The sequence below is a fragment of the Kocuria sp. genome (assembly GCF_030530945.1).
Lineage (GTDB): Bacteria > Actinomycetota > Actinomycetes > Actinomycetales > Micrococcaceae > Kocuria.
This window is the reverse complement of sequence record NZ_JAUMTZ010000007.1, coordinates 111,124-130,087: the sequence shown is the minus strand read 5'-3', so window position 1 is coordinate 130,087 and position 18,964 is coordinate 111,124. Positions and strand designations below refer to the sequence as shown.

Genomic DNA, 18,964 nt, shown 5'->3' with positions numbered 1-18,964 from the left:
ACCATGGCCCAGGAACGCATCTTCGGCACCGGATCGCGCCGCGAGGAGGAGGCCGACGCCCCGGAGCCGGCCACCCCGCCCGTCTCCGGCGCGGCGCAGGCCCAGCGGGACACACAGGGCACGGACGACCTGCTCGCGGAGATCGACGGCGTGCTGGAGACCAACGCCGAGGCCTTCGTGAAGGGCTTCGTCCAGAAGGGCGGGCAGTGACGCCGTGGACCGCCGCATCTACGGGATCGAGACCGAGTTCGGGCTGACCCACAGCGCGCCGCAGGCCCGCGCACTGGGCGTCGACGACGCCGCGCGGCGCCTGTTCGCGCCCGTGCTCGCGTGGGGCAGGGCCTCCAACGTGTTCCTGCCCAACGGCGGACGCCTCTACCTGGACGTGGGCTCGCACCCCGAGTACGCCACCGCGGAGGCGGACACCCTGCCGGACGTGGTGGCCCAGGACGCCGCGGGCGAGCGCATCGTGGACGACCTGCGGGCCCGGCTGCAGGCCACCCTGGACGAGGAGGGCGTGGCGGGGACCGTGCACCTGTTCAAGAACAACGTGGACTCGGCCGGGAACTCCTTCGGCTCGCACGAGAACTACATGATCGCCCGCCGCACGGAGTTCTCCCGCCTGGTCCAGCACCTGCTGCCGTTCCTGGTGACCCGCCAGATCCTGGTGGGCGCCGGGCGGGTGCACCCCGCGGGGCAGCCGCCGTTCGGGGCGCTGACCCCCGGGGACGGTTCCCCGAGCTACTCGTTCTCGCAGCGCGCGGACCACATCTGGGAGGGCTCGTCCTCCGCGACCACCCGCTCCCGGCCCATGATCAACACGCGCGACGAGCCGCACGCGGACGCCCAGCACTACCGGCGCCTGCACGTGATCACCGGGGACTCGTCCATGTCGCAGACCACCACGGCGCTGAAGATCGGCACCACGGACGTGCTGCTGCGCATGATCGAGGCGGGCCAGATCCTCCCGGACCGCACGCTCGCGGACCCCGCCACGGCCCTGCGGCTCGTCTCCCACGACCTCACGGGAACGGCCCCGCTGGAGCTCGCGGACGGCTCCCGGCGCTCCGCCCTGCAGCTGCAGCAGGAGTACCTGGAGGCCGTCACCCGGTTCGTGCAGCACCACGGGGCCCACCACGACCGGCTGCCGTGGGTGCTGGAGCTGTGGGAGCGCGGGCTGCGCGCGGTGGCGGAGCAGGACCCCGCGCTCGTGGACCGGGAGCTGGACTGGGCCATCAAGAAGAAGCTGCTGGACTCCTACGCCGCCTCCCACGGCATGGACTACTCCCACCCGCGCCTGGCGCAGCTGGACCTGGCCTACCACGACACCAGTGCCACCCACGGGCTGTTCCACATGCTCGAGCGCCGCGGGGCGGTGGAGTCCTTCGTGTCCCCGGAGGACGTCTCGCGGGCCGTGGAGCAGGCGCCGCCCACGCGGGCGAGCCTGCGGGGCCGGTTCGTGGCGGCCGCCCACGAGGCCGGGGTCAACCACACCGTGGACTGGGTGCACCTGAAGCTCAACGGGGAGCACCAGCAGCGCACGATCGCCTGCCAGGACCCGTTCGCCACGCAGCACCCCGAGGTGGCCGAGGTGATCCGGGACCTGGAGCGCGGCGCGGCCTGAGACCCCCGCGCGACCCACGGCTCCCCGCGTGCTGGGGGCCGGCTCACAGCCCCGACCCACCCGTGTCCTCTAGATTGGACGCGAGCCACGACACCGCCCACGAAAGGTCACCCCGTCTTGCGCAAGATCATCCCCGCCGGCGCCACCGCCCTGGCCCTGTCCCTGCTGCTCACCGGGTGCGGTGCCTCCGGGTGGGACTCCGTGAAGCTCTCCGCGGAGCCCTCGGACGGCAAGGCGCCCTCCGTGTCCTTCGAGACCCCCCTCAAGGTGGACGACGCCCAGACCAAGGTCCTGAAGGAGGGCGACGGCCCGGACATCGACCCCGGTGACAGCATCATGCTCCAGGCCGCCCTGTACAAGGGTTCGGACGGTTCCTCCCTGGGGGAGACCTACAGCCAGGGCGCCGGGCAGGTGCTCACGGTCAACGACCAGCTCAAGGACTCCCTGCCGCAGATGTACGACGCCCTCACCAACGCCAAGGAGGGGGCGATCATCGCCTACAGCTCGCCCGAGACCAGCGGCAAGGCCGGTGACGGGGACGACTCCACCTCGGTGGAGGTCTACCACGTGACCAAGAAGCTGCCCGCCGCGCTGAACGAGAAGATGTCCACCCCGGAGAAGGGCATGCCCGAGGTCACGCAGGACGACAAGGGCACGCCCACCATCAAGAAGCCCTCCGGCTCCGAGCCCACCACGCTGAAGACGGACGTGCTCATCCAGGGCGACGGCGAGACCGTCAAGTCCTCCGACACCGTGGTGGCCAACTACGTGGGGGTGCGCTGGGCGGACGGCAAGGCCTTCGACTCCTCCTATGAGAAGGGCACCCCCGTGGCCTTCCCGCTGGACAACGTAATCGCGGGCTGGAAGGAGGGCCTGGCGGGCAAGAAGGTGGGCTCCCGCGTGGAGATCGTGGTCCCCGTGGACAAGGCCTACGGCACGGCGGAGAAGCTCGGCAAGGACTCCCAGTACCCGGCGGGCGCGCTCGTGTTCGTGGTGGACATCCTGGCCCGCACGGACACGCCCGCGCAGGCCACCCAGAGCCCCTCCGCGTCCCCCTCGGCCAGCGCCGCACCGCAGGGCACGGCCACCGCGACGCCCTCGGCGAAGGAGTCCGCCTCGGGCAAATGAGGGCGGCTACACTAAGCCCTCGGCACGGCCCCGCCCCCCGGGGCCCACGACGAAAGGTGACGCCCGTGTCATTCGGACAGCGCAAGCTCGACCGCACCAAGCCCGAGGTCGAGTTCCCCCAGGAGCCGGTCCCCACCGAGCTGCGGGTCGTGGACGTGGTCGAGGGCACCGGCCGGGCGGCCGAGCCCGGCAACACCGTGTCCTGCCACTACGTGGGCGTCACCTACTCGGGTGGCGAGGAGTTCGACGCCTCCTGGAACCGCGGCGAGCCGTTGGACTTCACGGTGGGTGTGGGACAGGTCATCCAGGGCTGGGACCAGGGTCTGCTGGGCATGAAGGTGGGCGGGCGGCGTCGTCTGGAGATCCCCTCCGAGATGGCGTACGGCAAGCGCGGCGCCGGGGCCCTGATCGGCCCCGACGAGGCCCTGATCTTCGTGGTGGACCTGCTCGACGTCCGCTGAATGCCGTCCTCCTCCGGCGAGGCGGCGCGCCGTTCCACCACGGCGTCCGCCGAGCGTCTGCTCAACCTGCTGATCGCGCTGCTGGACCGTGAGTCCGGGTACACGCGCGAGCAGCTGCGCGCGATCGTGCCCGGCTACGACCGGGCGGGCAACCAGGACGCCTTCGAGCGCATGTTCGAGCGGGACAAGGCGCACCTGCGCTCCCTCGGCTACCCGGTCGAGGAGATCCCGGACGACGACCCCTGGGCCTCGGACGCGCAGCTGACCCCGCGCTACCGCGTGCCGCGGGGCTCGTACCGCCTGCCCGAGGTGCGCTTCAGCGCCGAGGAGTCCGCGGTGCTCGCCGTGGCCGCGGACGCCTGGAACGACGCCGCCCAGGACCGGCTCGCGCGCCGCGCCCTGGACAAGCTGGAACCCGCGCTCAGCGGGGAGGTGACCCCCGGGCGGGACGTGCAGCCCACGGTGGCGGTGGCCGACCCCGCGTTCGAGCCGCTGCTCTCCGCCGTGCTCTCCCACCGCGCCGTGCGCTTCGACTACGTGGACCGCACCGGCGCCTACACCCGGCGCACCGTGCAGCCGTGGGGAGTGGGCTCTCGCTACGGGGCCTGGTACCTGGCCGGCTGGGACGCCGACCGCCGTGCCCAGCGCACCTTCCGCCTCTCCCGGATCATCTCCGAGGTGGACGTCACCCGGGAGACCTTCGACCCGCCCGAGGACTTCTCCATGGGCGGGCAGCTCGCGCGCATGGTGCGCCAGCCCCCGCGGCTGCGGGTGCTCGTGTTCGTGCGCACGGGCGCGGGACAGCTGCTGCGCCGCATCGCGGACCCCGCCGCGGACGGGGCCTGGCGTGCCCCCGAGGGCTACGACGCCGTGGTCCTCGCCGTCCACGACACCGAGTCCGCCGCGGAGCAGGTGTGCGCCGCCGGTCCTGACGCGTGGGTGCCGTGCGCCCCGGTGGAGCACGACGACCCTGCGTCGCCCGCCGTGGACCCGCAGGTCCAGGACACCGTGGCCGAGGCCGTGGCCCGCCGCCTGGAGGACGCCCGCGCGTTCCAGCGCCGGATGCCCGGTGTGCAGGTGCGCTGGGGCAAGCAGCGCAGGCACGGGGCCGCGAAGGCCAGCACCGAGCACCACCTGGCCCGGCTGCTGCACATCGTGCGCCACGTCTACGCCCACCAGGGCGCCCAGCTCGAGGAGACCGCTCGGCACTTCGGGATCACGGACGCCGAGCTCGTCAACGACCTCCAGACGCTGTTCGTGTGCGGGCGCCCCGGGCACCTGCCCGACCAGCTGATCGACGCCTCCTGGGACGACGGCCACATCTACCTGGGCAACGCCCAGGAGCTCTCCGAGCCCGTGCGGCTCACCGTCCCCGAGGCCAGCGCCCTGCTCATGGGCCTGCAGACCCTGCAGGCCGTTCCCGGCGGTGACAGCCGGGTGGTGCGCTCGGCCATGCGCAAGGTCGCCACGGCCGCGGACGCCCTGCCGCTCGCGGACGCACTCGCCGCCCCCGAGGGCGACGCCGCCGCGGAGCCCCGGGACAGCGCCGTCGTCACCGCGCTGCGCCGGGCCGTGGCCGAGAGGCGGCGGGTGCGCCTGCGCTACCTGGTCCCCTCCCGGGACGAGGTCACCGAGCGGCTCGTGGACCCGGTGCGGATGATCTTCTCCGACGGCCACCAGTACGTGCGGGGCTGGTGCCTGAGCGCGGACGCGCCGCGCACGTTCCGCGCGGACCGGATCGTGGGCTGCGAGGACGCCGGTGAGGCCGAGGTCCACCCGCGCATGGACTCCGAGGTGCGTTCGAGCATCCAGCCCGCCAAGCGCCGGCCGGTGCAGGCCGTGGTGGTCACGGACCGGCGGGGGCGGTGGATCGTGGAGCACTACCACGCCAAGCGCCACGTCGAGGTGTCCGTCCCGGAGCCTGAGGGCGGGTCCCAGACGGCCCCCACGGAACCGGGGACGGACTCCCAGGACTCCGCACCGGCCCGCTCCAGGCCCGCGCGGGGCCCGCGGCCGCTGCCGGAGTACGTGGCCGCGGAGGTGGACTTCCCCACGCTGGACGCACTGTCCTCCCTGGTCACACGGCATGCGGGACACGTGGGCGTGGTGTCCCCGCCGGAGGCCGTGGTGGCCGTGGAGCAGTGGCTGGACAGCAGCGCAACCGGGCGGGACTCACAGCGTCCTCTGTGAGGGGATGCCTATACTGGGGCACATGCTCTGGTGGATGTGGGTGCTGCTGTGGACCGTCGCGGTCCTGGCGGCCGCCGCATCCCTGGGTGCGTTGCTCTACCGGACCCTCACCCGGCAGGTGCTGCCCACCCTGGACGACCTCGAGCGCACCGCCGCCGACTTCTCCGACCGGTGGAACGCGGCCGTGGAGGGACGGCCCGCACCGCTGCGCACACCCGCACCACCCGCCATGTTCACCCCGGTGAACGAGACGCGCGCCGCCTACCGCAGCGGCCGCGACCAACGACAGACGGCCCGGCTCATCCGCCGGATGCAGCGCAAGGACGCACAGGGACTGCCGCAACGCTACGGGGACCTGGTCCGGGCCGAACAGAAAGGACTCCGCCATGGGCCGCTTGTTTGACAGCCCTCTGACCGTCGTCTTGATCCTCGTGGTCATCCTCCTGCTCTTCGGCGCTCCCAAGCTGCCCGGGATGGCCCGCAGCCTGGGCCAGTCCATGCGCATCTTCAAGTCCGAGGTGAAGGAGATGAAGAAGGACGACGAGCCCACCGTCACGGTCAACGGCCAGCCCGTGGCCGACGGCCAGCCGGTTGCCGGGACCACGGCGCAGCCTGCCGCGGCGCAGCCCACCACCGTCCAGGCGCCCGCCGCCCAGCCCACCACGGCGCAGCCCACCACCGTTCAGCCGGTGAACACCGTGCAGCCCGGTGCCGCTCAGGCGGCCCCGGTGCAGGCTCAGGCTCCCGCGGCCCAGCCGCAGCAGGTCCCGGTGGTGGACCAGCACCAGAACCCCACCGCCTGATCGGCACCCGTTCAGCGGTGCACGCGTGACACCCGGGGGCCGGACCGTTCGGTCCGGCCCCCGCTCGCACGGGTGCACGGCCCATGTCAGAGAGGTCAGGGACCCATGCCCACCACGGACTCCGGCACCGCCGAGGAATCCGCCCGCGGCCAGCGCCGGGCGCGTAAGAAGGCCACGGCCCGGCGCAACAACCCCCAGGCGCAGATGGCGCTGCGGGAGCACCTGCGGGAGCTGCGCAACCGCCTCATCAAGTCCGCCGTGGCGGCCGTGCTCGGTGCCGTGGCCGGTTTCATGGTGTACGAGCCGTTCATGCAGTACATCACCGAGCCGTTGCAGCGCCTCGCGGCGTCCGGGCGCACCGCCACGATCAACTACTCGTCCGTGGGTGGCTCCTTCAACACCATGGTGGAGGTCGCCGTGGTGCTGGGGCTGATCTTCGCGTCCCCGGTGTGGCTCTACCAGCTGTGGGCGTTCATCACCCCCGCCCTGCACAAGAACGAGCGGCGCTACGCCGTGGGTTTCCTGGCCGCGGCGATCCCGCTGTTCCTGGGCGGCTGCGCCATCGCCGTCACGGCCCTGCCCGCCGCGGTGTACGCGCTGACCGCGTTCACGCCCGAGGGCGGATCCAACTTCGTGGAGGCGAACGTCTACCTCCGCTTCTTCCTGCAGCTCATCCTCACGTTCGGGATCGCGTGCGTGGTGCCCGTGCTTCTCGTGGGCCTGAACATGCTGGGGCTGCTGTCCGGGCGCACCATCCTGAGGTCCTGGCGCGTGGTGGTGGTGATCGTGCTCGTGGTCGCCGCGATGGCCGCTCCGGGTCCGGACCCCGTGACCATGCTGTACCTGGCCATTCCCCTGCTCGTGCTGTTCTTCGTGGCCGCCGGTCTGTGCCTGTACCTCGACCGCCGTCGCGCTCGGAGGCAGGCCCGCCAGGCCGCCGCCACGGGTGAGAGCGCGGACCGGGGGACGTCTCCGGAGCAGCTGCGCTCCATGGGCAGCACCGCCGCGGGGGAGTAGCCGCGGGCGTTTCGGGTGCTGTCGGGGCCACCGCGTAGGCTGGCCGCATGTCTTCCCCCGCCGAACGCTACTCTGCCGCCAAGGCGCGCGCGGCCCACGCGGGCACCGAGCTCGCGGCCTTCGAGGCCACCCTCGACTTCTCCCTCGACCCCTTCCAGACCCAGGGCTGCCGCGCCCTGGAGGAGGGGCGCGGTGTCCTCGTGGCGGCCCCCACGGGCGCCGGGAAGACCGTGGTGGGGGAGTTCGCCATCCACCTGGCCCTGCGCCAGGGGAAGAAGGCGTTCTACACCACGCCCATCAAGGCCCTGAGCAACCAGAAGTTCCACGAGTTCTCCCGCCGGTGGGGTGCAGAGCGCGTGGGTCTGCTCACCGGGGACACTTCCGTGAACCCCGAGGCGGACGTGGTGGTGATGACCACCGAGGTGCTGCGCAACATGATCTACGGCGGCTCCGCGACCCTGGCCAACCTGGGGTTCGTGGTGATGGACGAGGTGCACTACCTCGCGGACCGCTTCCGCGGTGCCGTGTGGGAGGAGGTCATCATCCACCTGCCGGAGTACGTGCAGCTGGCCTCGCTCTCCGCCACCGTCTCCAACGCGGAGGAGTTCGGCGCGTGGCTGGGCGACGTCCGCGGGAGCACGGACGTGGTGGTCTCCGAGCACCGCCCCGTCCCGCTGTGGCAGCACGTGCAGGTGGGCCCGCGCCTGCTGGACCTCTTCCTGGACGACACCACGGTGGAGGAGGCCGCCCAGCGCCAGTCGGACCGCCACCGCGAGGAGCCGGCGGTCAACCCCGAGCTGCTGCGCCTGTTCCGCTCCCAGCACCCGCGCGGCGGCCGCTCGGGCGGGCGCGGTCCGGGCCACCGCGGGCGGCGGCGCGGCGGAGCCCACCACGAGCCGCGCACCGGTCACCAGGAGCGGATCTCGCGCCCCCACCTGCTGCGCCGCCTGGACGCCGAGGCCCTGCTGCCGGCCATCACCTTCATCTTCTCCCGCGCCGGGTGCGACGCCGCCGTGGCCCAGTGCGTGGCCGCGGACCTGTGGCTGACCACGCCCCAGGAGCAGCGCACCATCAAGGCGTTCGCCGCGGAGGCCACCGCCCACATGTCCACCGCGGACCTCGCGGCCCTGAACTACGAGGACTGGTACGCCGGGCTGGTCCGCGGGGTGTCCGCGCACCACGCGGGCATGCTCCCGGTATTCAAGGAGGTGGTGGAGCAGCTGTTCTCGGAGGGTCTGATCAAGGCCGTCTTCGCCACCGAGACCCTCGCGCTGGGCATCAACATGCCCGCCCGTTCCGTGGTGCTCGAACGCCTGGACAAGTTCAACGGGGAGTCCCGCGTGGACATCACGCCGGGGGAGTACACCCAGCTCACGGGCAGGGCGGGGCGCCGCGGGATCGACGTGGAGGGCCACGCGGTGGTGCTGTGGCGCGACGGCATGAACCCGCAGGCTGTGGCGGGGCTCGCCTCCACGCGCACCTACCCGCTGAACTCGAGCTTCCGGCCCACGTACAACATGTCCACGAACCTCATCGCCCGCTTCGGGGCCAGGCGCTCCCGCGCCATCCTGGAGACCTCCTTCGCCCAGTTCCAGGCGGACCGCTCCGTGGTGGGCGTGGCCAGGCGCGTGCGGTCCCAGGAGAAGACCCTGGAGGCGTACCGGGAGGCCATGTCCTGCCACCTGGGGGACTTCTCCGAGTACGCCGGTCTGCGCCGGGAACTGGCCCGGGAGGAGAAGTCCGCGAGCACGTCCCGCACCGCCCGCCAGCGCAACGACGCCGCGGTGTCCCTGCAGGACCTGCTCCCCGGGGACGTCGTGGACATCCCCCAGGGCCGCAACGCCGGGTGGGCCGTGGTGCTGCGCGCGGACACCCACCCCTTCGACCCGCGCCCGCACATCCTCACGGTGGACGGGAAGCTTCGCCGGGTGGGCGTGAACGACCTCGACGGCCCGCTGGCCCCCGAGTCCCGGATCCGGATCCCCAAGAACTTCTCGGGCAAGGCCCCGCAGGAGCGCAAGGACCTCGCGGCCACGGTGCGCGCGGCGCTGCGCGAGCACCGTCCCGCGCGCCAGGGGGCGGGCGGGCGCGCCATCCGCTTCGACCGGGGCACCTCCGCCCGCGACCACCGGATCGAGGACCTGCGCCGGCGCCTGCGTGCCCACCCGTGCCACGGCTGCTCCGACCGCGAGCAGCACGCCCGGTGGGCGGAGCGGGCCTGGAAGCTGGAGAAGGACACGCAGGGGCTGCGTCGGCAGATCGCCGGGCGCACCGGCAGCATCGCCGCCACGTTCGACCGCGTGTGCGCGGTCCTCACCCACTTCGCGTACCTCGAGCCGGACGAGTCCGGCCACCTGCGGCCCACCGCCGCGGGGGAGCAGCTGCGGCGGCTCTACGGGGAGCGGGACCTGCTGCTGGCGCTGAGCCTGCGGGACGGGTTCCTGGACGGGCTGGACGCCCCCGGGCTCGCCGGGGTGATGACCGCCCTGGTGTACCAGCCGCGCCGCGAGGACCAGGGGGCGCGGCCCAGGATGCCCACCGCCCCCATGGACGCCTCCGCGCAGACGCTGCTGCACAACTGGTCCGTGCTCTCGGCACAGGAGGCCGAGCACCGGCTCCCGCTCACGGCCGCACCGGAGCTGGGCCTCGCGGAGGCCATGCACCGCTGGGCGCGCGGGGCCACGCTCACCCGCACCCTCACCGGCACGGACCTTGCCGCCGGCGACTTCGTGCGGTGGGCCAAGCAGACCATCGACGTGCTCGACCAGCTGCGCGGGGTGGACGGGCTGGACCCGGCCCTGCGCGAGACCGCCCACCAGGCCATCCAGGCCGTGCGCCGCGGCGTGGTCGAGTACAGCGTGTTCGAGCAGTAGGAGCACCCGGCCCGCGCCGGGACGAAGGAGGAGCAGTGACCACGAAGCAGCCGGAGTCCCGGGTGTGGCTCAACGGATCGGTGTACTCACCGGCGGACCCGTTCGCCACGGGGATCCTCATGACGGGCGCCACCGTGGCATGGGTGGGCTCGGACGACGCCGCCCGCGCCATGGCCGGGCCCGGCGTCACCCCAGGGGACCTGCGCGCCGCGGTGGTCACCCCCGCGTTCGTCGCCCACCACCGGCTGCACCACGCCCCCGGGCGGAGCTCCCGCGCCGGGGGCGGGACGGCCCACCCTGCGCCCCACGGTGCGGAGGGGACGGGCGGCACCACCCCCGGGGGCGCCCAGGCCGCAGCCTCCCCGTTCGCGGGGCTGCCCCGGACCGCGCAGGGCTACGGCGCCGTGGAGCTGCTCGGTCCGGACGCCTCCGCCCTCGCGGCCGCCGCCGAGCGCGTGGCCGCTGACGGCGCCCACCCCCTGCCGGTGCTCGTCAGGGCGGCGGTGGAGGGGGCGGACATCGACGTCAGCACCCTGCCGTCCCCGGCCCTCGGGTTCGACGCCGCCACCGTCCCCGGCCCCACGGGGGTGCGGGAGGCCGCGCGCCAGCACCTCGTGGCGTGCACGCGCGCCGGGATCCAAGCGGTCCTGGTGCTGCCCACGCCGGAGGACGGTGACCACGGGACCGGAGAGGGAAACGGCACCGCGGCGGCGTCGTCCGAGGTCCTCGACGCGGTGCTGGACGCCGCGGACGCCGCCCGGTCCGAGACGGGGGAGCGGGCCTTCCGCGCCCGCGGCCACCGGCTCGTGGAGGTGGCCGCGCTGGACGACGCGCAGTGCGCCCGGCTGGCCACCCTGGGGCTGACTGTCTCGTGCCGCCCGGGTGCGGCGCCGCTGCGCGAGCTCGCCCGCGCCGGGGTGCCCGTGACGCTGCTGTGCGACGACCCCAATCCCTGGACGGCGGTCAAGGCAGCCCTGGAGGCCCCGGACGAGCGGATGCGCACCTCGGCGCGCGCGGCGTTCCTGGCGCTGACCCGCGGGGCGTGGCGCGCCCACCCCGGCGGGCCCTCGCTCGCGGGGCAGCTGGTGCCCGGCGCCGAGGCCACCCTCGCGGTGTGGGACGCCGAGTCCGTGGTGGTCCAGCAGGCCCAGGGGACCGGGGCCTCGTGGAGCACGGACCCCCGCGCGCGGACCCCCGTGCTGCCCGCCCTGGACGACGCCCGGCTGCCCCGCTGCGAGGCCACGGTGGTGGCCGGGGTGCTCGTGAGCGGCGCCGCACCGCGGCCCTGACGCGGCGTCGGCCATGTTGGACGTGGCCAGGGCGGCGGTTAGACTGGGTGCTTACTGCCGGGTGGGTCCATCCGTCCTTAGAAAACAGAGCGTGACCCCGCGTCCTCTCTGGTCCGAAGGCGGACGGGCCCGCCCAGTGGTCTGTCCGGCCCCTGGCGCCCGGCCGCCCATGGCATGAAAGGACCCCGGTGCGAGTTCTCACCATCATCCCCACGTACAACGAGCGTGAATCGTTGCCCACCGTCGTCTCGCGTCTGCGCGCGGCCGTCCCGGACGCCCACGTCCTGATCGCCGACGACAACAGCCCCGACGGCACCGGCGCCATGGCCGACGACTTCGCGGCCCGGGACACCAACATCCACGTGCTGCACCGGGCGCGCAAGGAGGGCCTCGGCCCCGCGTACCTCGCGGGCTTCGCATGGGGCCTGGAGCACGGCTACGACGTCCTGGTGGAGATGGACGCGGACTGCTCGCACCAGCCCGAGCAGCTGCCCCTGCTGCTGGACGCGGTCGAGCGCGGCGCGGACATGGCCATCGGCTCCCGCTACGTCCCCGGGGGGCGCACCGAGAACTGGCCCCTGCAGCGCCAGCTGATCTCGCGCGGCGGCAACCTGTACTCCCGGATCCTGCTGGGCACCTCCATCCACGACATCACCGGCGGCTTCCGCGCCTACCGGGACACCACCCTGCGGGCCCTGGACCTGGACTCCGTGCAGTCCCGCGGCTACTGCTTCCAGATCGACCTCGCGTGGCGCGCCGAGCGCCTGGGATGCACGATCGTGGAGGTCCCCATCACGTTCGTGGAGCGCGAGGAGGGCGTGTCCAAGATGAGCAACGACGTCACCGTGGAGGCCGCCACGAGCGTGGCCCGCTGGGGCCTCACCGCCCGGGCGCAGACCCTCGCCGGGAAGCTCGGCCTGCACCGCTGACCCCCACCCGGTGTGCGGGTGCCCGGGCCACGCAGCCGGGAGGTATCTGTCCCCTCTGCCCCGCCACCGGGCATGAGGTGACCCGACACGTCACATGACGAGCGGCCCCCGTCCTCGGACGGGGGCCGCTCGTTCGTGCTGCACGCGGAGCCGCGCGGATCGGCAGACCGTGCGGCGGCGCCGTGGGCTCAGAGCGCGTGCTGCTCCTTGTAGAAGGCCAGCCGCTGCTCCAGGGTCTGCTCGAGCTCCTCCACGCTGCGCCGCTCCAGCAGCATGTCCCAGTGGGAGCGCTGGTGCTTCTCGTTGGGGTTCTCGGGCTTCTCACCGTTGACCAGGATGGCTTCCTGCCCGGTCTTGGTGGTCCACACCGCGGGGATCTCCGCCTCGGCGGCGAACATCACGGACACTGACTCGCCGTCCGCCGTGCGGTACTCCACGCGCTGACGCGGGGCGGGTTCCACACCGGCTTCGGTCTCCATGGACTGGGAGCCCAGGCGCATTCCCCGGAGGCTGCGATCGCTCACGCGCTGATCCTTCCTGACGTACGTGCACGCGGCCCGCACGCCCCGGGTGGTTCACACCCGGGGCGCGGCGGTCCGCACTCTTCCCCGGTCACAACCCGCGCTCAGCGGGTTTCATTCCCGGGCAGGTCCTCCGTGCGCCCGTCCCCACCCCGCGCGGGCGGAACGGTCCCCTCCGGCAGCGGGGTCGAGGCACTGCCCCGCGAGGACGACGCCGCGTCCGCCGCCGTCTCGACGTGCGGGTCCGCGGCCTCCTGCGCGATCGGAGAGGTGTAGGGGGACTCCGGCATCTCGAACTCGCGCGGGTCGGTGAGCGTGAGGTCCGGCTCCAGGTCCTCCTCCGTGACCTTGACCGTCTCGTGCTCCACGATCGGGGAGTCCGGGGCCGGGCCGCCGGGCACGGGACCCTCGTCCTCGGCGTCGTCGTCCGGCGCGTCCGAGGAGCCCTGGTTGAGGTAGGAGCCCACTCCGCGCAGGGCGGTGCTGAGCTCGGCGGGGATCATCCACACCTTGTTCGCGGTGCCCTCGGCCACCTTGGGCAGGGTCTGGATGTACTGGTACGCGAGCAGCTTCTGGGTGGGCCTGGCACGGTGGATGGAGTCGAAGACCTTGGCGATGGCCTGGGCCTCGCCGTCCGCCCGCAGGATCGCGGCCTTCGCGTCACCCTCGGCGGAGAGCACGGATGCCTGGCGCTGGCCCTCCGCGGTGAGGATCTGCGACTGCTTCTCGCCCTCGGCCGTGAGGATGGCCGCGCGGCGGTCCCGCTCGGCGCGCATCTGCTTCTCCATGGAGTCCTGGATGGACGGCGGGGGAGTGATCTCCTTGATGTCCACGCGGGAGATGCGGATGCCCCAGCGGCCCGTGGTGGAGTCCAGCACCCCGCGCAGCTCGGCGTTGATCTTGTCGCGGGAGGTCAGGGTCTCCTCCAGGTTGAGCCCGCCCACCACGTTGCGCAGCGTGGCGCTCGTGAGCTCGTCCACCGCCTGGATGTAGTTGGTGATCTCGTAGGTGGCGGCCCGCGGGTCCGTGACCTGGAAGTAGACCACGGTGTCGATGCCCACCACCAGGTTGTCCTCGGTGATCACGGACTGCGCCGGGAAAGGCACCACCTGCTCGCGCAGGTCGATCAGGGGCAGCAGCCGGTCGATGAAGGGGATGAGGAAGTGCAGGCCGGGGTTCAGGGTGGACTGGTACTTGCCCAGCCGTTCCACGATGCCCGCCCGCGACTGCGGGATGATGCGCACCGCCTTCACGAGGGCGATGAACGCGGCGAGCACCACCACGATCAGCAGGACGAGGATGACGAGTGACATGAGGTCCTTTCGGTGGGGAGGATCTCCGCCGGGCCGCTGGGGCGACCGGTGCGGGGTCCGGGGCGTGTCCCGACGGGTGCCGGGGGCCTGGGAACGCGTGCCGCCCGGGGGGATCAGGAACGGGCGCGCGGGTGGTGCCCGGCTGCGGTTTCGGGCAGCGGGGCCAGGTTCGAGACCACGGCGGTGGCGCCGTCGATGCGGTGGACGTGAGCGGTGGCGCCCTCGGGGAGCACGGCGTCGTCCAGCGCGCGGGCCGTCCAGACGTCGCCCTCGAGGCGCACGAGCCCGGTGTGGCGGGTGACCGGCTCCACCACGGTGCAGGGCAGCCCCACGAGGCGCTCGGCGTTGGAGCGCGTGGCGGGGGTGGAGCGGTTCAGGCGGCGCAGGGCGAGGGGGCGGATGAGGAAGATCAGCAGCACGGAGACCACCGCGAAGAGGACCACCTGCAGCACCACGCTGTCCACCACGAGACTCACGCCCGCGGTCACCAGGGCCGCCAGGGACATCATCAGGAAGAGGAAGTCGAGGGTGAGCATCTCCACCGCCGCCAGCGCCAGCATGACGATCAGCCAGAGGATCCAGGGGTTGTTGACCAGGGCGTCCCACACGGCGGAACTCCGTTCTCGTCGTCCAGCGGATGGCGCGTGACGCCCGGCTCGTCCGGGACGCCACGCCTCTCGGTCCTGCCCATTGTGCCCCACACCACCCGTCGAGTCCGGGAGGGTGCCAGGCTCGGCCATGTCCGAGTGCTCGTACCGCCGCGCAGCGGCGCGCGGGTTTTTCCGTGAGAGAAATTCGTCCCGCGGGTGCGTTGTGCCCGTAATATGTGTCACGAAGCCAGACCGCACACCCATCTCGCGGGTGCGGCGGCCTTCGGCGCACAACCCGTGCGCCGCAAGCAGAGACTTACTGAGGAGTTAATGCGATGTCCACGTTCGACGTGAATGCAATTCTGTCCAGCACGGCCTACGGTTCCGACGGCGACAAGATCGGCAAGGTCGAGCAGGTCTTCCTCGACGACAACTCCGGCGACCCCACCTTCCTGACCGTCAACACCGGTCTCTTCGGCGCCAAGGAGAACTTCGTCCCCGTCAAGGGCGCCCGCCAGGACGGCGACCGCGTGGTCCTTCCCTACACCAAGGACGTCATCAAGGACGCCCCGAAGGTGGACGCGGACCAGCACCTTTCCCCCGCCGAGGAGGAGGAGCTGTACCGCTACTACGAGATGAACTACGACGGTGGCCGTACCGCCGGCACCGACCGTGAGCGCGACACCGCCGCCGGCACCGCCGGTGTGGCCGGCAACGCCGCCGGTGAGCGCCACGCCGCGGACCGCGACGTCGCCGACCGCGACCGCACCGCCGGTGTGGACCAGGACCGCCGCGCCGCCGCCGGAGAGGACGCCTCCGTGATCCGTCACGAGGAGCGCCTCAACGTGGGCACCCAGGAGCGCGAGGCCGGCCACGCGCGCCTGCGCAAGTACGTCGTGACCGACCACGAGACCGTCGACGTCCCCGTCGAGCGCGAAGAGGTCACCGTGGAGCGCACCCCGCTCAACGGCACCGATGCCCACGCGGGCACCGGCCGCATCGGCGAGGAAGAGGTCGAGGTGACCCTCCACGAGGAGCGCCCCGTCGTCGAGAAGGAAGCCGTGGCCGTCGAGGAGGTCGGGCTGAACAAGCAGACCGTCCGCGAGACCCAGCACGTGGAGGCCGACGTCCGCAAGGAGCAGGTGGACGTCGAGACCGACGTGGACCGTGACGGCCTGGGCCGCAACGGTGAGGCTCCCCGCCGCTGAAGCACTGCGCGCGAGTGACCTCGCGTGAGCACTGACACGTGTGCCCCGGGTGATTCACCCGGGGCACACGTGTGTTCCCGGCCCCGTCCGCCGGGCGCGGCTCGCGCCGAACTGCCCGGGCGCCGTCGTGCGCGTGCGGGGCAGGGCGGTAGCATCGGGGAGGTCGCAGGTGCTGCCCTGGTGCGCACCGCGCCCTGCGCGCCCCCGGTACGGGCGGGCACCCACTGAACTGACGAGGAGACACACACCATGACGGACGCCCCTGCACTTCGACTCACCGTGGACGGCGAGACCCGCACGGCGGAGTCGGGAACCACTCCCGCGCAGCTCTACGGCGAGCAGCGCGACGTGGTGGTGGCCCGTGTGAACGGCGTCCTGCGCGACCTGTCCACCCAGCTGGGGGACGGCGACGTCGTGGAGCGGGTGCTCGTGAGCGATCCCGAGGGCCTGGAGGTGCTGCGCCACTCCACCGCGCACGTCATGGCCCAGGCCGTGCAGGAGCTGCGCCCCGACGCGAAGCTGGGCATCGGCCCGTACATCACCGACGGCTTCTACTTCGACTTCGACGTCGCGGAGCCGTTCACCCCCGAGGACCTCAAGAAGCTCGAGAAGTCGATGCTGAAGATCGTCAACAGGAACCAGATCTTCCGGCGCCGCTCGGTCACGGAGGACGAGGCCCGCGCCGAGATGGCGGACGAGCCGTACAAGCTCGAGCTCATCGACCTGGCCGGCGGGCCCGGCTCGGGGGCCATGGACGAGACGGCCGAGGGTGCCTCCGTGGAGGTGGGTGCCGGGGAGCTGACGATCTACGACAACGTGGACCGCAAGAGCGGGGAGGTCGTGTGGCGAGACCTGTGCCGCGGCCCGCACCTGCCGGACACCAAGCACATCGGCAACGGCTACGCCCTGATGCGCTCCGCGGCCGCGTACTGGCGCGGCAACCAGAAGAACAAGCAGCTGCAGCGCATCTACGGCACGGCGTGGCCCACCAAGGACGAGCTCAAGGCGTACCGGGACCGCCTGGCCGAGGCCGAGCGCCGTGACCACCGCAAGCTCGGTGTGGAGCTGGACCTGTTCTCCTTCCCCGACGAGCTGGGTTCGGGTCTGCCGGTGTTCCACCCCAAGGGTGGGACCATCCGCAAGGAGATGGAGGACTACTCGCGCGAGCGCCACGCGCGCGCCGGGTACGAGTTCGTCTACACCCCGCACATCACCAAGGGCCACTTGTACGAGGTCTCGGGCCACCTGGACTGGTACCGGGACGGCATGTTCCCCCCCATGCACGTGGACGAGGAGCGCGATCCCGCCACGGGTGAGCTGACCAAGCCGGGCCAGGACTACTACCTCAAGCCCATGAACTGCCCCATGCACAACCTGATCTACCGCTCCCGTGGGCGCTCCTACCGCGAGCTGCCCCTGCGGCTGTTCGAGTTCGGGGCCGTGTACCGCTACGAGAAGTCCGGTGTGATCCACGGACTCACGCGCGTGCGGGGGATGACCCAGGACGACGCCCACATCTACTGCACCCGGGAGCAGATGAAGGGGGAGCTGACCAGCACCCTGAACTTCGTGCTGTCCCTGCTCAAGGACTACGGCCTGGAGGACTTCTACCTGGAGCTCTCCACCAAGGACCCGGAGAAGTTCGTGGGCTCGGACGAGATCTGGGAGGAGGCCACCCGCACGCTGCGCGAGGTCGCCGAGGACTCCGGGCTGGAGCTCGTCCCGGACCCCGCCGGTGCCGCCTTCTACGGTCCCAAGATCTCCGTCCAGGCCCGGGACGCCATCGGGCGCACGTGGCAGATGTCCACCATCCAGCTGGACTTCAACCTCCCGGAGCGCTTCGACCTGGAGTACCAGGCCTCGGACGGCACCCGGCAGCGTCCCGTGATGATCCACCGCGCCCTCTTCGGCTCGGTGGAGCGGTTCATGGGTGTGCTCACGGAGCACTACGCCGGGGCGTTCCCGGCGTGGCTGGCCCCGGTGCAGGTCCGCGCGATCCCGGTTGCCGAGGCGTTCAACGACTACCTCGACGGGTTCGCGCAGCGGCTGCGGGAGCACGGCGTGCGCGTGGAGGTGGACGCCTCCTCGGACCGCTTCCCCAAGAAGATCCGCACGGCCTCCAAGGACAAGATCCCGTTCGTGGTGATCGCCGGTGGCGAGGACGCCGAGGCCGGCACCGTGTCCTTCCGCTTCCGCGACGGCTCCCAGCACAACGGCGTCACCCAGGACGAGGCCGTGGAGCTGATCACCCGGCACATCCGCGAGCGGGACAACGCGGACCCCACGGCCCCCGCGGAGGAGGTCGCCGTGGTGGAGACGGTCGTCGAGGATCCCGCCGCGGATGCGGCGGCGACCACGGGCGCCACCCCCGGCGAGCCGGAAGCACCGGGCCGGTCGTGACCGGACGGGAAGAGGCGGCGGCGGAGCGGGCAAACCCGCTCCGGGACGACTTCGAGCTGCCGGGGGTCCCGGACGCCTTCCAGCGGCTGTGGACCCCGCACCGGCTCGCGTACGTGCGCGGTGAGGACACCTCGGTGGAGCAGCCGCCCGGGTGCCCGTTCTGCAACGGGCCGGGCCGCTCGGACGAGGACTCGCTCATCGTCCACCGCGGGCGGCACTGCTTCGTGGTGCTCAACCTCTTCCCGTACAACCCCGGCCACCTGCTCGTGTGCCCCTACCGGCACGTCCCGGACCTGGACGAGCTCACGGACGACGAGCTGTGGGAGCTCAGCACCCTGACCCGCACCGCGGTCTCGGTGCTGCGCGAGGTGGCCCACCCGGCCGCCTTCAACGTGGGCCTGAACCTCGGCTCCGCCGCGGGCGGCTCCGTCGCGGAGCACCTGCACCAGCACGTGGTGCCGCGCTGGGTGGGGGACTCCAACTTCATGCCCGTGGTGGCCCACACCAAACCTCTGATCCAGACCCTGGGCTCCGCCCGCGAGGACATCGCCGAGGCGTGGCCCCGGGACTGACCCCGGACGCCCCCCCACTCACGAACCCCACCCAGGACCCGCACCC

General features: G+C 72.4%; 17 protein-coding genes. 14 read left to right on the top strand and 3 right to left on the bottom strand.

The annotated features are described in order from the left end of the window. The first annotated feature begins 3 nt into the window (after positions 1-3). From Q4A22_RS08180 to Q4A22_RS08130, 11 genes are all read left to right on the top strand, one after another. Entirely contained in the window at positions 4-210 is a 207-nt protein-coding gene (locus Q4A22_RS08180) for a ubiquitin-like protein Pup (protein WP_303178437.1), read from the top strand. A 4-nt stretch (positions 211-214) separates the two neighbouring features. Continuing rightward, positions 215-1,624, top strand: a complete 1,410-nt coding sequence (gene pafA, locus Q4A22_RS08175; protein ID WP_303178435.1) for a Pup--protein ligase — start codon at positions 215-217, stop codon at positions 1,622-1,624. A gap of 117 nt (positions 1,625-1,741) precedes the next feature. Then, positions 1,742-2,752, top strand: a complete 1,011-nt coding sequence (locus tag Q4A22_RS08170) for an FKBP-type peptidyl-prolyl cis-trans isomerase (RefSeq protein WP_303178434.1) — start codon at positions 1,742-1,744, stop codon at positions 2,750-2,752. Between the two features lie 65 nt (positions 2,753-2,817). Beyond that, positions 2,818-3,213 (top strand): FKBP-type peptidyl-prolyl cis-trans isomerase, encoded by a 396-nt coding sequence (locus Q4A22_RS08165; protein WP_303178433.1) that lies wholly within the window; start codon positions 2,818-2,820, stop codon positions 3,211-3,213. Then, a complete protein-coding gene (locus tag Q4A22_RS08160) occupies positions 3,214-5,403 on the top strand; it encodes a WYL domain-containing protein (RefSeq protein WP_303178431.1) in 2,190 nt (729 codons plus the stop codon). A gap of 22 nt (positions 5,404-5,425) precedes the next feature. Continuing rightward, on the top strand, positions 5,426-5,806 hold the full coding sequence (locus tag Q4A22_RS08155) for a hypothetical protein (RefSeq protein WP_303178429.1): 381 nt from the start codon (positions 5,426-5,428) through the stop codon (positions 5,804-5,806). After that, positions 5,790-6,206: a Sec-independent protein translocase subunit TatA gene (gene tatA / locus Q4A22_RS08150; RefSeq protein WP_303178427.1), complete on the top strand. Its 417-nt coding sequence runs from the start codon at positions 5,790-5,792 to the stop codon at positions 6,204-6,206. The genes Q4A22_RS08155 and tatA overlap by 17 nt, the downstream gene beginning before the upstream one ends. A gap of 105 nt (positions 6,207-6,311) precedes the next feature. Beyond that, complete coding sequence (gene tatC / locus Q4A22_RS08145; RefSeq protein ID WP_303178426.1) at positions 6,312-7,223, top strand: twin-arginine translocase subunit TatC; 912 nt, start codon at positions 6,312-6,314, stop codon at positions 7,221-7,223. 47 nt (positions 7,224-7,270) lie between these two features. After that, positions 7,271-10,096 (top strand): RNA helicase, encoded by a 2,826-nt coding sequence (locus tag Q4A22_RS08140; RefSeq protein WP_303178424.1) that lies wholly within the window; start codon positions 7,271-7,273, stop codon positions 10,094-10,096. A gap of 35 nt (positions 10,097-10,131) precedes the next feature. Beyond that, the gene (locus Q4A22_RS08135; protein ID WP_303178421.1) at positions 10,132-11,385 is read left to right on the top strand and encodes a hypothetical protein; all 1,254 of its coding nucleotides are present in this window, start codon (positions 10,132-10,134) and stop codon (positions 11,383-11,385) included. Positions 11,386-11,573: 188 nt separating this feature from the next. Further along, a complete protein-coding gene (locus tag Q4A22_RS08130; RefSeq protein ID WP_303178419.1) occupies positions 11,574-12,314 on the top strand; it encodes a polyprenol monophosphomannose synthase in 741 nt (246 codons plus the stop codon). A 188-nt stretch (positions 12,315-12,502) separates the two neighbouring features. On the opposite strand, the gene Q4A22_RS08125 is transcribed toward Q4A22_RS08130, so the two are convergent. The 3 genes from Q4A22_RS08125 to Q4A22_RS08115 all read right to left on the bottom strand — a co-directional run bounded on the left by Q4A22_RS08125 (position 12,503) and on the right by Q4A22_RS08115 (position 14,756). Further along, positions 12,503-12,838 (bottom strand): RNA polymerase-binding protein RbpA, encoded by a 336-nt coding sequence (locus tag Q4A22_RS08125; protein WP_303178417.1) that lies wholly within the window; start codon positions 12,836-12,838, stop codon positions 12,503-12,505. 101 nt (positions 12,839-12,939) lie between these two features. Beyond that, positions 12,940-14,148 (bottom strand): SPFH domain-containing protein, encoded by a 1,209-nt coding sequence (locus Q4A22_RS08120; RefSeq protein WP_303178415.1) that lies wholly within the window; start codon positions 14,146-14,148, stop codon positions 12,940-12,942. Between the two features lie 113 nt (positions 14,149-14,261). Then, on the bottom strand, positions 14,262-14,756 hold the full coding sequence (locus Q4A22_RS08115) for an NfeD family protein (RefSeq protein WP_303178412.1): 495 nt from the start codon (positions 14,754-14,756) through the stop codon (positions 14,262-14,264). A 317-nt stretch (positions 14,757-15,073) separates the two neighbouring features. On the opposite strand from Q4A22_RS08115, the gene Q4A22_RS08110 reads away from it, so the two are divergent. The 3 genes from Q4A22_RS08110 to Q4A22_RS08100 all read left to right on the top strand — a co-directional run bounded on the left by Q4A22_RS08110 (position 15,074) and on the right by Q4A22_RS08100 (position 18,918). Beyond that, entirely contained in the window at positions 15,074-15,946 is an 873-nt protein-coding gene (locus Q4A22_RS08110) for a PRC and DUF2382 domain-containing protein (RefSeq protein WP_303178410.1), read from the top strand. Between the two features lie 249 nt (positions 15,947-16,195). Beyond that, a complete protein-coding gene (gene thrS / locus Q4A22_RS08105; protein ID WP_303178408.1) occupies positions 16,196-18,346 on the top strand; it encodes a threonine--tRNA ligase in 2,151 nt (716 codons plus the stop codon). Continuing rightward, positions 18,343-18,918, top strand: a complete 576-nt coding sequence (locus Q4A22_RS08100; protein ID WP_303178406.1) for an HIT domain-containing protein — start codon at positions 18,343-18,345, stop codon at positions 18,916-18,918. Before thrS ends, Q4A22_RS08100 begins: the two co-directional genes overlap by 4 nt. Positions 18,919-18,964: the final 46 nt, after the last annotated feature.

Bases quoted from the DNA above. Each gene is read 5' to 3' on its own strand.
- Q4A22_RS08180 (WP_303178437.1), top strand. From the start codon at position 4: ATGGCCCAGGAACGCATCTTCGGCACCGGATCGCGCCGCGAGGAGGAG.
- Q4A22_RS08160 (WP_303178431.1), top strand. From the start codon at position 3,214: ATGCCGTCCTCCTCCGGCGAGGCGGCGCGCCGTTCCACCACGGCGTCC.
- Q4A22_RS08155 (WP_303178429.1), top strand. From the start codon at position 5,426: ATGCTCTGGTGGATGTGGGTGCTGCTGTGGACCGTCGCGGTCCTGGCG.
- tatA (WP_303178427.1), top strand. From the start codon at position 5,790: ATGGGCCGCTTGTTTGACAGCCCTCTGACCGTCGTCTTGATCCTCGTG.
- tatC (WP_303178426.1), top strand. From the start codon at position 6,312: ATGCCCACCACGGACTCCGGCACCGCCGAGGAATCCGCCCGCGGCCAG.
- Q4A22_RS08140 (WP_303178424.1), top strand. From the start codon at position 7,271: ATGTCTTCCCCCGCCGAACGCTACTCTGCCGCCAAGGCGCGCGCGGCC.
- Q4A22_RS08120 (WP_303178415.1), bottom strand. From the start codon at position 14,148: ATGTCACTCGTCATCCTCGTCCTGCTGATCGTGGTGGTGCTCGCCGCG.
- Q4A22_RS08110 (WP_303178410.1), top strand. From the start codon at position 15,074: ATGTCCACGTTCGACGTGAATGCAATTCTGTCCAGCACGGCCTACGGT.
- thrS (WP_303178408.1), top strand. From the start codon at position 16,196: ATGACGGACGCCCCTGCACTTCGACTCACCGTGGACGGCGAGACCCGC.